Genomic DNA, 13,069 nt, shown 5'->3' with positions numbered 1-13,069 from the left:
CTGCCAGTGAAGCGAGTGCAAATGCTCTCACCAACGCGCTCATCGGAACAGCAGGCCAGAGCCCATGCATCAGTAGCGGTTCCCGCGCGGCCAACGTGCAGACAAACCGCGTGCTGGATCCTGTTCTCGGACGACATGAACTACACGACATATACAACGTGCTGCCAATTCGTCCCGGCTATCGCGTCGCCGGCAGCATTGCCACTTACGAGAATCGCCTCTTGCTCAACACCGTAATATTCGAGCCCGGCGGCAATGCGATTGCCCGGCACTTGCTTGCGGGAGAACCCGGCGAAGACGAGAGTGCGCTCTTCGCGCGCTTTGCCAAGGGACTCACCGCGCGCCTGTCGTGCCCTGCATCAGAATCAGAAGAAGCTCAACGCACTCTCTAGCTACTGCGCCAGCGCGTACGGCCACAGCGGGAAGCCCGGCGGCTGTTCTCTGGGGCGGACGATCTTGCCGCTCTCATGGACGCGCAGCAGGTCGAGGCGGCCGCCCTGTCCCAGCCGCACGATGAGCTCGGGCTCATCATCGCTGTTGCGGAAGATGTAGCTGCGTGCGGCGCCGCTGCTGGCGGCGTTCAGAGCTTCGGGCGCGTCGGGGTAGGTCCAGCGCTCGCCGTCGGCCTCGATGTAGGTCGTGCTCAGGATGAAGTGAATGAGCGGAATGGTGCGCTCACCGCCGTCGGGAATCGGGTAGTCGATCCACCCCTTGCGATGGAGCACAACGTCCTGCCCGCTGCGGTTGTGGATGACGAGCTGCACTTCCTCCCCGCAGGAGGGGAGCATCAGCAGAAGAAACAGAACGAGGGTGAGTTTTTGGAGGGTTTTCATCAAACAACCTTTCCCTCTCCCCCCGCGCCGGGGGGAGATGCCCGGAGGGCAGAAGGGGGTGTGCAAGTTGGTGTTCGTTGTTTTCAGAGCCTTTGCGCAGGCTCGCAAACCCCCTCAGCCCGCTCGCGCGGGCAGCTCCCCCGCCGCGGGGGAGCAGGGGCTGTATGGTTATTTACACACAATCTTCCCCGCCAGTTTCCCGGCGGTCTTCTTCGCCGCGTCCACCAGCGTCGCAGCGCTGGCGGCTTCGTCGAGGGTGGCGACCGGGCGCCTGGCGGCGACGTCCATGAGGCGCAGGGTCAAAAGATACTGCTCGCCCACCTTGGCCAGCGCGCCGCTCACGTAGAAGCGCGCACCGGCGGTCTCGGCGATGCGGATGCGGCAGATATCGCTCGCGCAGTTCTCTGCCTCGGCGCCGATTTCCTTCACAGCGGCGGCGAGCTGTTCTTCGGGAACGCGCGCGGCGCAGGAATCGGCAAAGGCGGCCGCGACGATGGGCTCGATTACTTGAATCAGCGCGGGCTCGGCCTCGCGCTGGGGCTGCAGCGCAAAGAACGCCACGCGCGCATCGCCGCCTGTGACAACGGCCTCGTCCCCTCCGGCGGTGGCGCCGCGCATGGCGACAACCGGCGCGCCCTGGGCGCTCATGCGCATCTCATCCTCGCCCATGCCCGGCACGGAGAAGGCGACGCCCTTGGGCGCGGCCTGCGCGCGCGCCCGCGCCGTGGGCATGTTGTCGAGGTGCCAGGCCAGTTGCTTCGAGACAACAAAGTCATCAACCAACCCGGTCAGGCAGGCCTCTGCAAAGAGGGTGTTCCACTTTTCTTCGGGAATCTTGGGGTCGGGATCGCCCAGCGTGCCGCAGGGTTTCTCGGCCGTGTAGTAGCGCTCAGCGAGCCCCTCGCCGGTATCCCAGTCGTGGTCGTAGTGGCGCACTTCGAGAAAGCCCTTGATCTCGCCGCCGATCAAGTTGCCATCGAGATGAATGCGCACCCAGAGCTGGGGCTCCGCGGCGCGGTCCTCGTAGGGACGCACCACGCGAAAGCCCGCGGCATCGAGTTTTTTCTCGAGCACGCCGACCCAGATCTCCTCGACGTCGTCCATCTTTGCGCTCACCCAGAGGGTTTCCTTGAGGCCGTAGACGGCGATCGGGATGTCGTTGGCCGCCGCCGGCGCGCGCGCGGGCGCGGCGCTCTTTGCGGGCACGGCGGTCTTCGCCGCGCCGCCGCAGGCGCCGAGCACAAGGGCGGCAAGAACCGGCAGAATGAACTTGAAGAGGTTCTGGGGAGTCATAAGCACTTGTCTCCGTGGGCAAGACGCGCTCACGCGCGCCGACGGGCGGCATCCTAGCCGCTCGACGCAAACGGGGCGAGGGTTTGCCCCCGCCCCGCGTGATGGTTCTGTGTGACGTGTTTGTGTCGGGGGAGCGTGAGCACCGCCCCTGCTCCCCCACCGGGGGAGCTGTCCGACGGAGCTTTGCGGAGGAGGACTGAGGGGGTGCCGGTACCGGCACTCGCTTCAGAGGCCTGGTCGCCGTCTGCGCATCCCCCTCAGTCGCCTGTGGCGACAGCTCCCCCGGAGGGGAAACCAGGCGACGGATGCTTCTTTTAGTCAGCCCGCCCCAGCACACTCACGCAGGAGACCGCGCCCGGGCCGCCGACGTTGTGCGCGAGGCCGAGCCTGGCGTCCTTTACCTGACGCTCGCCGCCCTGGCCGCGAAGCTGGGTGGTCACTTCGTAGAGCATCCGCACACCCGAGGCCCCGATGGGGTGGCCAAAACTCTTGAGACCGCCCGAGGGATTGACCGGGATGTCACCGGTGAGCGCGGTGCGGCCCTCCTCGATGAGGTGGCGGCCCTCGCCCTTCTTGCAGAATCCAAGGTCCTCGTAGTTGGTGATCTCGGTCCAGGTAAAACAGTCGTGCACCTCGGCCAGGTCGATTTCCTTGGCCGGGTCTTTCACCCCCGCCATTTCGTAGGCCATGGACGCCGCCTTCTGCGTGGAGAGGAATCCCAGATAATCAAAAGTCGGGTCGTAGTAGGGCTTGTGCGAATAGGCGGCGAGCCCCACGCCCTTGACGAGCACCGGGTCGTCGCGGAATTGCTTCGCAATCTCCGCCTTGCACAGGATCAGCGCCGCGGCGCCGTCGGTCGTGGGGCAGCAGTCGAAGAGCCCGAAGGGATACGAGATCATCGGCGCGCTGAGCACCTGATCCTCGGTCACTTCCTTCTGCATGTGGGCGAGCTTGTTGCGCGCGCCGTTGTAGTGGTTCTTCACCGCTACCTTGGCCAGCGTCTCGCGGGTCATGCCGAATTCCTTCATGTAGCGATTGGCTGCCAGCGCAAACAGCGCCGGGGCGCTGGTGCCCTTGCCGATGGAGGGGTGTTCCACGCGCGGGATGCCGCGGGCGGCGCGGTCCTTCATTTTCTCGCATCCCAGCACCAGGACGACGTCATACATGCCCGAAGCAACCGCAATGGCCGCGTTGCGGAAGGCATCGGTGCCCGTGGCGCAGTAGTTCTCGACGCGGGTGATGGGAATGCCGTAGAGGTGCAGCGGATCCGAGATGGACGAGCCCGCTTTTCCCAGCCCGTTGTTGGGCAGGTAGGTGCCCAGCCACGCCGCCTCGATGCGGTCGGACTCGATGCCTGCGTCCTTCATCGCCAGCAGACCGGCCTCGGTGGCCATGTCCGTGTAGCTGCGCTCGAAATTGTCGCCGAACTTCACGCACCCGGCGCCAACGATCGCGACCTTGTCCTTGATTGAACCTGCCATGACTTAAATCCTCTATCGGAATGGAACCACAGATGGCCACGGATGGACACAGATCAGAAGGCCTGAATCAATCCTGCCTTGTATCCGTGTTCATCTGTGTTCATCCGTGGTTAAACCTTCCTAGCGGGCCGCAGGGCGGCACTTCCAATAATACACCGGGAACTCGCCGCCGTCGTGGAGCCGCCGCAGGGCGAACTCCACCGGGACGTCGATGTCCACGTCGGCTTCCTCGAAGTCGGTTCCCTGTAAAAACAGCCGCGCGCCGTTCTCTGCCGTCACCACGCAGGTCATCTGCGGGGAGTCGGGATTGGCAACCAGGTAATCCTTGGTATAGGTGAAGATCTTGCCCCGACGGGAAATGGGCACCCGGATCTTCACCGCGCGCGATCCGCACCGCATGCAAAGCGCCTGGGGCGGGAAGTAGACGAGCTCGCAGTCGGGGCACTTGTCGGCCATGAGCGGGAGGTTCCACTCGCGCTCGTTCCAGTGCAGGACGGGCGTCTCTTCGGGACCGGGGGTCTCGAGCTTGAAGACGCCGCGGAATTTGAGATACTTCTCATAGCTCTTCATCGGGCGCTTGTCGGCCAGCGCGGCTTCGACCTTGGAGCCCTGTATCTTCTTCACTTCCTCGGTCACTTCGAGCACGTAGGCATCGGCCCCGTCGCCGTAGGCGACCCAGAGGATCTTCTCGCCGGGCTTGGCCTTCTCGAGGGCCTGCGCCAGCGTCACGAGCGGCTGGGGCGCGCCAAGATACCCCACTTCATTGAGGTAGGCGGGCAGCAGCGAGTCGGGCTTGAGACCCGTCTTCTTGGCCACGGCAGCGAGCACCTTGGCATTGTCGGCGCCGATGGCGGTCCAGGCGATGTCACCGGCGGCAACCTTCGCACTGGCGAGCGCCTGCGTGATGGCCTCGCTCACCGCCGGCACGAAGTTGTGTCCCATGGCAAAACGCTGGTCGCCGGCGTTCACGAAGTCATCGCCGGCCACGCGGTATTCGTCGTAGGTGTTCTCGGAAACGCTGGCCGCGCCGAGGATCTCGGCCACGACGTTCTTGCTGCCGATACACAGCGCCGCGCCCCCGTCGCCGGTCACCTGCTCAAGGGGCCCGCCGGGCTCGGCCGTGCGCGCGTCGCCGGCCGTCACGATGATGTTGTCGGCACTGCCGGCCCTTACCGCGTCGAGGGCGGCCTTCACCGCCGTCGAGGCCGCGCGTCGGGTACCCGCAAAATCACCGGTGAGCGCGCCCTTGGGCAGGCGGTAGCAGTGGGCGAGAAAGGCCGCCGAGGATTTCTCGGAGAACGGCGAAGTGGTCGAGGCGAAGAAGATCCCGCCGAAGGCCGAGGCATCGGCCTCGCCCATCAGGTCGGCCGCGGCGTCCGAGGCAAAGGTGAGCGCGTCCTCATCGGCGCAGGCCACCGCCTTCTCCCCCTTGGCCGAGCGGCCTTCCCAGGCCGAGGCGATCTTCTCGTGCGGCAACCGATAAGCCGCAAAGTGCAGTCCGTAGCCAGTGATTCCAGCCATTGCGATGTGTGCTCCGAAGGAAATTGCGCGCGGCAGGCCCGGCCCGCCCTGCGCGAGTGGGGTCTATACCCGAGCCTCCAAAGGGGGAGCAAGGAGCTGGGTGAGCGGGGTTCAATGAGGGCATGTCAATCCCTGCTCCCCCTTCGGGGGAGCTGTCCGGCAACGCCGGGCTGAGGGGGTGCTGGTACCAGCACGCTGCAAAGCTGATCGCCGTCTGCGCAACCCCCTCAGTCACTTGCGGCGACAGCTCCCCCGAAGGGGGAGCAGGGAATTTCGTCCACGACAAACAATGAAGACGCGAAGCGTCCGTGGACGTGGACGTGGACGTGGACGTGGACGTGGACGTGGACGTGGACGTGGACGAATCCCCTCCAGTGCCGCTCGAATGTCAATCCCCTTCCAGCTACACTTCCCCACACCATGCGCGCCCTCCTGACCAACATCTGGCTTTTAAGCCTGAGCATCTTCTGTTTCATCCCCTGGGTGTGGCTGGGGGCGCGGCGCGACCAGATGATGGCGACCTCGGAGATCGAGGCGGCGCTGGCCTATGTGGGCTTTGCGCTCAGCGTGCTGAGCGGGCTTTCCTATACGATCTTCACCCTGCGGCGTACTTCCTTTGTGGGCTGGGCCTTTCCCGCGTCCTTTGGTGAAGAAGTCGGCAAGGACGCCCGGCCGGGCGCGGGGGCGCGCCAGCTCCTGCGGATTGGCGTCACGGTGGGCGCGCTCGTCGGAGTGGCGGCGCTGCCGGTGAGCACGCTGCTGCTCTCCTGGGACCAGACGCTCGGCGCGGGCAGCTTCGAGGCGCGCCGCATGGCGATCCACGAATCGCGCAGCCTGCGGCTCAACATTCCTAGGCTTCTGCGCGATGCGCCGGCGGGCAGCGGGCCCGTTGCCCTGGCGGTGCAGGTGGGCGAATCCGATTACCAGGACCTCCTTGAGAGCGAGATCCTTGCCTACGAGCTCTACCCCCGGCGCACCGAGCGACTGTGGCTCAAAGACTGCGAAGCGGGCCTCGATGGTCAGAGCGCCGCGCAGCTCGATGCGATCATCTATCAGTGCGATCGCGGCGATGCCTATTCCTGGCGCGACCCGGGCGCGCCGATTCCCGATTACTGGCCGGGCTTTTCCCGGCAGGTGGAGGCGCAGCGGTGAGCGAGTGGCTCTTCGTGCTGCGCCTTGTGCTGTGGCTTGGCGGCGCGCTCACGCTGACGCCGCTTGCCGGGCTGGCCCTTGCCCACTGGGCGGGCGCGCGCTCGCGCGGCGCGGCGCTGGCACCGGCGCTGGGGCTCTTTGTCTCAGGCACCGTCACCGCCCCCCTGCTCTTCGCGCTCCCCGGCGCAGCAGGCGCGATGGTTCCCTGGCTGCTGCTGGCGCTGCTGACCGGCCTGGTCTTCGGTCTGCGCGCGCACCTGCTTGGCGCGCGCGCCCTGCCCCCGGCGCCGCCGGGAAGGCGTTACCCGGCTGAAGTTCTCGCCGCGCTGGCGATCTTCGTGTTGCTGGGCATCACCGTCGTGCTGGCGCTGCGCGTGCCGCTGGCGGCGAACACCAGCCGCATCGAGGTGGTCTTTGCCGCCAAGGTTCTCTCCACCGGAGCGTGGGCGATGCGCGGCGCCAATGACCTGCTCCCCGCCGTGCCCGAATCGCCGCTTGCATCGGCCCTTGCAGGGCTCATGGGCCGCGCCGCCGGGGGCTTCGACGAGCGCCTGCTCTCGCTGGCTTCGCTCTCGGGTTATCTGTGCGCGCTGTGGATTCTCTGGATGGAAACCCGCCGCCGCCCGGTCGAGGGCGGGATCTTCCTCATTGCACTCGTCGCGCTGCTTCCGGGACAACTTGCCGATGCGCAGGCTGGCGCCGCCTCGGGCGGGGCGAGCCCGCTGCTCGCCGCGCTTTATGCCTGCCTGCTGCTGCTCGTTGAAAAAGGGAAGGATGAGGAAGACTCCGGCGCGCGGCGCTACCTGCTGGCCGCGTTGCTCGCGTGCGCGGCGCCCTTTCTTGGAAAGCAATCATGGGCGCTGTTGCTGCCGCTGAGCGCGCTCGTCTCGATCCAAAGCGGCGCGCGCGCCGCGCCCCTGTGGGCGGGCAGCGCGCTCATTGCCCTGCCGCTTGCCGCCGTGGGCGCGGCAGAACTGGCATTCCCGGGCATCGCGCCGCGGCTGCTGCCCGTCACCGCCGAGCTCGGCGGTCTCTGGCACGGCCCGGCCGGCGCGCTGGAATTCGGGCGCGAGCTCATGCTCCATCCCGGCAATGCGAGCCTCATCGCCTGGGCGCTCTTCTTCGGGTGCGCGGCGCTTGCGCTCATCCCCAAAGGGGAGCGGCGCCCGTCTGCGCTCTCGCGCTGGCTATTGCTTGCCCCCTGCCTGCTCTACGTGCCGCTGTGCGCGCTGGCGCCGGGCCTTGCGGGAAATGCCGAACAGATCCAGCACCGCCTGCTGGAGATCGCGCCCGCTGCCGCGCTGGCCCTGCACCGGCTGATGCTGCTGGCGGGAATGGGCATCGAGGGCGCGCTGCTCTGGGAGCGTCTTGCGGGCGCCCCGGGAATCAGGTACGAAGGCACGCGCACGTAATCCGCAGCGACGGCCCGCGCCGGGGGCGTTTTTCCGCCCCGCCTACCGCGCGCGTTTCCGCGCTGACACTTTTCGCAGGAGAGAAACATGCTCAAAGGCAAGGTAGCAATCATCACCGGCTCGGGCCGGGGAATCGGCAAGGAAATCGCCCTCATGATGGCCGAGCAGGGCGCGGCCGTGATCGTCAACGATCTGGGAGCCGACATCGGCGGCGAGGGCAAGGAAACCAAGCTCGCCGACCAGGTGGTCGACGAGATCAAGGCCAAGGGCGGCAAGGCCGCTTCGAACTATGGCAGCGTCGCGAGCTTTGACGATGCCAATGAAATGGTACGCCAGGCCGTCGATGAGTTCGGTCGTCTCGACATCGTGGTGAACAACGCGGGCATCCTGCGCGACCGCATCTTTCACCGCATGACCGAAGAGGAATGGGACGCCGTCATCGCGGTGCACCTCAAGGGCACCTTCAACACGACCCGCGCGGCGGTGCAGACCTTCCGCGACCAGGGCGGGGGCTCGGTGATCAACTTCACCAGCACCTCGGGGCTTCTCGGCAATTACGGCCAGACCAACTACGGCGCGGCCAAGCTGGGCATCGTCGGTTTTTCACGCAACGCGGCCCTGGACATGGAGAAGTTCGGCGTGCGCGTCAACTGCGTGGCGCCCTTTGCGTGGACGCGCCTTACCCAGTCGATTCCCGGCGGCGACGATCCCGACAACAAGCGCCTTGAAAACCTCAAGAAGATGGACCCCAAGCAGATCGCCCCGCTGTGCTGTTACCTGGGAAGCGATGATGCCGGCGAGCGCAAGATTACCGGCCAGGTCTTCTGCGTGCGCGGCAACGAGATCATTCTCTTCAGCCTGCCGCGCCCGGTTCGCAGCCTCCACAAGAACGGCGGATGGAGCCCCCAGGACGTGGCCGACATCATGCCCGAGGCCTTCGCCGGAGACTTCTCGCCGCTCACGACGAGCGGCGGGGTGCTCAGCTACGAGCCGCTCTTCTAGGCCTCACAAGATTCAGCGCAAAGAAAAAGGGCGGCCCGAAAGGGCCGCCCTTTTTTGGAATCGAATTACTGCAATTATTCGCCGTGGGCGATGGTGCAGAACTCCGCGAACAGACCCAGCACCGAGGTGGTGTGGTAGTCGACGTTCGTCACCTTGGTGATGCCGCCGGCCTTCTTGGCTTCCTCGATGGACGCGTCGCCGGTCGCGACGACGCCCAGGATGCTCGTGGCGCAGGCCTTGCCGCTCTTGGCACCGGCCGTGTTGGTGGTGGCCGTCACCGGGCCATGCACGTTGGTGTACCAACCGCCGTTGACCGGCGCGACACCGGCCGCGCAACCCATGAATGTCGTCGCGACAGCCGCGATCACCAGATACTTGAGCTTTCCAATCTTCATACGAGTCCTCCTCCGTCCCTGACCCAAAATTGCCTCGGCCGGGATTTCGCCCTTTCGGGATTGTTTTGATTGGCGCATCGTACTGCCGGTTGCGCCCGGGCGCAACCGAACTTGTCCGATTTGACAAGCAATCGGTGCGTTTTTTTCGCGTTCGCGGATCCCAAAGAAAAGCGGCTCCCACCCGCATCCGGGGGGAGCCGCAACAATCGTCTCAATTTGCGTCAGCTGCCTTCGATCGTGAACCCGATCTTCAGCGTAACCTGGTAGTGGCCGACCTTCTGGTCGACGATGTGCCCGCGGGTTTCGGTCACCTCGAACCAGCGCATGTTCTTGACGCTCTTGGACGCAACGTCCAGCGCGCGCTCGATGGCGGCCTCGATGCTCTTGGGCGAGGAGCCGGTTACCTCAATGTGTTTGTAGACGTGTTCGCTCATTGGAATCCTTTCCGCTGCGAACGCAGCATCTGCCTGGCATGTCCTTATCAGGGCTACCATACAACGCCCCGGGCCCCAAGGGATGTCCCGACGCCAAAGACAAAGAGCGACCCGCTCCGGTTCGGAGGGGGCCGCCCTGTCGTGTTCCATAGGTTGATCGCTACTTACAGCCGATCGTTCCCGAGATCGCACTGGCGAGCTGGTCGGCCTTCTCGGCGATCTGCGCTTCGCTCGATTCCACCTTGTTGGAGCCAAGGGTTTCCTTGGTCGCCAGGTCGATGAGCGTGGCCGTCAGGTAATACTTTTTGTTGAGCTTGGTTAGGTCGCCGCGGATCATGAACTCCGCCTTGGCCGCCGAGGCCAAGTCGATCTGGCAGGACTCGGTGCCGCACTGCTGTTCGAGGGCCATCTGCTTGGCCAGATCCTCGATCACGTCCTCGCCCACGATGCGCACGCACTTGGACTGGCCCGAGAGGCTCGTTCCAAAGAGCGAAGTGATCGCCTCGGCGAAGGCTTCCTCAGCCCCGCCGCTGGCACGGAACGGATAGATCGCCACGCCCTGGGGCGTGCCACTACCAAGTTTCATGCTCGCCATGCGCTGGGGAAGCTTGCCGCCTTCTGCATACCAGGAGACTTCGTAGCTCTCTCCCGTGCGACGGTTCTCGATCACACCACCGGCAATCGCCACTTCAAGGGCGGAGTTTGAATCGACAAAAGGCCGGAAACGGAACTCGCTCTGGTCTTCCTTGACCTGCTTGGCGACCTGCAGCGGCACCTTGGCCACGTACTTGCGGTTTTTCGCAATCGGCGAAAGGTCGCTGCTGAACTCCAGCGGGAAGATAAAAGCATCGGGGTCGTAAGTGCCCAGCCGAACCGTGCTGCGCAGGTTCTGGGAGAGGTTGTCGATGTTGGCGAGGTTCTGGCGGCGCACTTCGGCAATGCGGTCGTTGTAGGCAACCCGCCCCTCGAACTCACCGCGCTTGAGTTCTTTTTCGTAGGTCTGCTTGAGACTGAGCAGTTCCTTGAGGGACTCCTCGTGGGTTTTCTCGAAGCTGCGCTCGCGTTCCTGGAACTTGATCTCCTGCACGACGCCATAGAGGGTCGTGGGCGAGCTGCCATCGTCCACGCGGAGCTTGGCAAGCTCGGGCGCATTCGCAGGCTTGAAGAGGATCCGCACTTCCGAGGGCGGGCCCTTCATGGCCTTGTAGAGTTCCACCATGGAGAACTTCGCCTCGCCGCTCGCGTTGGTGGAGAGTTCCTTCGCCACGGCGCTCGCATCGAGAATTCCTTCAGGCTTTGCGCTCACTTCGATCAGAATCTTCTCGCCCGAGGCCGGACGGGTCGTGCGCCAGATCTCGTCGGTGGGAGTGACGTGGCGCGGATCGCCGAGCTTGCAGCCCCCGGTCGTAGCGGGGACGTCCTGGGTCGTGTCCTTTCCGATGATCCAGGGCCCCTGCGTGCTCGCTCCCTGCTGGTGTCCGGAAAAAATCGTGTCCCACATGTCACCGATGATGGATTTTCCGCCCTCCATCGCCTCGATCAGCATGAAGGCGGGTGTGAGCGCAGCACCTGCTACGCCAAGAAGGGGCAATCCCGGATTCCACTCGGTCTGGACGCAGCGCCACTCCCAGGTCTTCACGTCCTCCATGGGGCCGCGCATGTTCTCCTTGAGCGTGAGGGTGATGTCCGTGATAGTCGTGCCGCCGTAGACCACATTCCGGGAGATATCGAACTCGTAGGAATCGCGGGTAATCTTCGGCGCGATCACCTCGCGGCTGGTCTTGGTGCTGCCGCTGCGGATGCTGGTTTCATAGGTGGCGCAGGCCTGCGCCGAGAATATCGTCAATGCCACTGCAAGCATCCGCGTCATTGCACGCGCACTCGTGCGCCGTTCCGGTCTTCTCATTCCGAGCGTCCCCTGATGCAAAATGTAATTTGTGGCTTCTCGCTCGGTTCCCCTACCCGGCTGGGTGCCGGGTGACCGCGACGCAAGGTTGCCGAACCGGGTAGAAGTTTAGCACGGGCAAGTGCGCGGCGGAACATGGAAAAGGCGGCCCGCATGGGCCGCCTTTTTATGACTGTTACGTTCCGCCGGGCTTGCCGCTAGATCAGGAGCGCCACGCTGAGCCCGCCGACGAGCAGGCCGGCGAAGACGCCGAAGAAGCCGGCGCCCTCGTGCAGCGCCAGGCGCTTGTCCTTGCCCTCGTACTCGCCCTCGTGCAGGCGGCTCACTGCCCACCTGGTGAGAAAGCCCACGAAGAAGAGGAACGCGAGCCCCAGGCCCGCACTCGCCCAGATGCCCAGGTGCCGGATGACGCTCTCACCGGCAACAGCGGCAACGACGCCGAGCACGAAGGTACCCCAGTACGTGGTGTTCGGGCTCCAGGGTTCTGCTTCGACGCGCTTTTCCGGGCGCGCGCCCTTGAGTTCTTCTGCGCCTGCCATTGGGCTCGCTCCTCTGCCCCGCCTGCAAAACTAGTCTTCGTCCGTTGCGCGAATGCTTGCCAGGACGCCCGCGTCTTCGAGCGTAGTGGTATCGCCCTGGGTTTCCTTGCCCGCGGCGATGTCGCGCAAGAGCCGGCGCATGATTTTACCCGAACGCGTCTTGGGAAGCGCCTGGGTAAAGCGAATGGCCTCGGGCCGCGCCAGGGCGCCGATTTCCTTGGCCACGTGGGCCTTGAGCTCGTCGGCCAGCTCGTGGCTGGGCTCGGTGCCCGCCGTCAGGCTCACGAAGGCCTCGATGCACTGGCCCTTGAGCTCATGGGGTTTTCCGACCACGGCGGCCTCGGCCACCTTCGGGTGGGAGACCAGCGCGCTCTCGACCTCGGCGGTGCCCAGGCGGTGGCCCGAGATGTTCACCACGTCGTCGATGCGGCCCACGACCCAGAAGTAGCCGTCCTTGTCCTTGTAGGCGCCGTCACCGGGGAAGTAGATCTCCGGGCCGAACTTGCTCCAGTAGGTGTCCTTGTAGCGCTGCTCGTCGCCCCACACGCCCAGCATCATGCCCGGCCAGGGCTTCTTGATGACCAGGTAGCCGCCCTCTCCGGGCGCGCAGGGGTTGCCCTGCTCGTCGAAGATGTCGGCGTCGACGCCGAAGAAGGGCTTGGTGCACGAGCCCGGCTTTGTGGGAATGGCGCCGGGCATGGGCGAGATCATGATGCCGCCGGTCTCGGTCTGCCACCAGGTATCGACGATGGGACACGCGCCGCTTCCGATCTTGCGATGGTACCAGATCCAGGCCTCGGGATTGATGGGCTCGCCCACCGTTCCCAGCAGGCGCAGGCTCGAGAGATCGCGGCCGCGCACGTATTCATCGCCCCACTTGATGAAGGCGCGAATGGCCGTGGGCGCGGTGTAGAAAATCGTCGGGCGAAGCTTCTGGATGATGTTCCAGAAGCGGTCCTTGTCGGGATAGTCGGGCGCGCCCTCATACATCACGGTCGTCACGCCGTTGGCCAGCGCACCGTAGACCACGTAGCTGTGTCCGGTGATCCAGCCGATGTCGGCGGTGCACCAGAAGATGTCGTCGGGCTTCAAGTCGAAGAT

General features: G+C 65.1%; 13 protein-coding genes. 4 read left to right on the top strand and 9 right to left on the bottom strand.

Features of this window, described 5'->3' with window-relative positions; genetic code table 11:
* On the top strand, positions 1-392 hold a 392-nt coding region (locus KDH09_14515), incomplete at its 5' end, for a hypothetical protein (protein ID MCB0220909.1).
* Here the strand turns inward: KDH09_14515 and KDH09_14510 are convergent.
* The 4 genes from KDH09_14510 to KDH09_14495 all read right to left on the bottom strand — a co-directional run bounded on the left by KDH09_14510 (position 393) and on the right by KDH09_14495 (position 5,128).
* Positions 393-833 (bottom strand): hypothetical protein, encoded by a 441-nt coding sequence (locus KDH09_14510; protein MCB0220908.1) that lies wholly within the window; start codon positions 831-833, stop codon positions 393-395. It lies immediately after the preceding gene.
* A 168-nt stretch (positions 834-1,001) separates the two neighbouring features.
* Positions 1,002-2,126, bottom strand: coding sequence for a hypothetical protein (locus KDH09_14505; protein MCB0220907.1), 1,125 nt, complete (start codon positions 2,124-2,126; stop codon positions 1,002-1,004).
* A 314-nt stretch (positions 2,127-2,440) separates the two neighbouring features.
* The gene (locus KDH09_14500) at positions 2,441-3,607 is read right to left on the bottom strand and encodes an acetyl-CoA acetyltransferase (GenBank protein ID MCB0220906.1); all 1,167 of its coding nucleotides are present in this window, start codon (positions 3,605-3,607) and stop codon (positions 2,441-2,443) included.
* Between the two features lie 120 nt (positions 3,608-3,727).
* Complete coding sequence (locus KDH09_14495) at positions 3,728-5,128, bottom strand: hypothetical protein (GenBank protein MCB0220905.1); 1,401 nt, start codon at positions 5,126-5,128, stop codon at positions 3,728-3,730.
* A gap of 420 nt (positions 5,129-5,548) precedes the next feature.
* Between KDH09_14495 and KDH09_14490 the strand changes: the two genes are divergently transcribed.
* The 3 genes from KDH09_14490 (at position 5,549) to KDH09_14480 (ending at position 8,694) form a co-directional block, all read left to right on the top strand.
* Positions 5,549-6,280: a hypothetical protein gene (locus KDH09_14490; GenBank protein MCB0220904.1), complete on the top strand. Its 732-nt coding sequence runs from the start codon at positions 5,549-5,551 to the stop codon at positions 6,278-6,280.
* Entirely contained in the window at positions 6,277-7,692 is a 1,416-nt protein-coding gene (locus tag KDH09_14485; protein MCB0220903.1) for a hypothetical protein, read from the top strand. Before KDH09_14490 ends, KDH09_14485 begins: the two co-directional genes overlap by 4 nt.
* 87 nt (positions 7,693-7,779) lie before the next feature.
* Positions 7,780-8,694, top strand: coding sequence for an SDR family NAD(P)-dependent oxidoreductase (locus tag KDH09_14480; GenBank protein ID MCB0220902.1), 915 nt, complete (start codon positions 7,780-7,782; stop codon positions 8,692-8,694).
* 74 nt (positions 8,695-8,768) lie between these two features.
* On the opposite strand, the gene KDH09_14475 is transcribed toward KDH09_14480, so the two are convergent.
* The 5 genes from KDH09_14475 to KDH09_14455 all read right to left on the bottom strand — a co-directional run.
* Positions 8,769-9,089 (bottom strand): TRL-like family protein, encoded by a 321-nt coding sequence (locus tag KDH09_14475; protein ID MCB0220901.1) that lies wholly within the window; start codon positions 9,087-9,089, stop codon positions 8,769-8,771.
* A gap of 221 nt (positions 9,090-9,310) precedes the next feature.
* On the bottom strand, positions 9,311-9,523 hold the full coding sequence (locus KDH09_14470; GenBank protein MCB0220900.1) for a dodecin domain-containing protein: 213 nt from the start codon (positions 9,521-9,523) through the stop codon (positions 9,311-9,313).
* A 160-nt stretch (positions 9,524-9,683) separates the two neighbouring features.
* Positions 9,684-11,375, bottom strand: a complete 1,692-nt coding sequence (locus KDH09_14465; protein ID MCB0220899.1) for a hypothetical protein — start codon at positions 11,373-11,375, stop codon at positions 9,684-9,686.
* Positions 11,376-11,626: 251 nt separating this feature from the next.
* Positions 11,627-11,968, bottom strand: coding sequence for a hypothetical protein (locus KDH09_14460; GenBank protein ID MCB0220898.1), 342 nt, complete (start codon positions 11,966-11,968; stop codon positions 11,627-11,629).
* Positions 11,969-11,998: 30 nt separating this feature from the next.
* Positions 11,999-13,069, bottom strand: a 1,071-nt coding sequence (locus KDH09_14455; GenBank protein MCB0220897.1) for an AMP-binding protein, incomplete at its 5' end; no start/stop codon positions are given.

It is taken from the genome of Chrysiogenia bacterium (assembly GCA_020434085.1).
Lineage (GTDB): Bacteria > JAGRBM01 > JAGRBM01 > JAGRBM01 > JAGRBM01 > JAGRBM01.
Note: the sequence above shows the minus strand (reverse complement) of the source record. Positions and strands in the feature narration are given on the sequence as shown.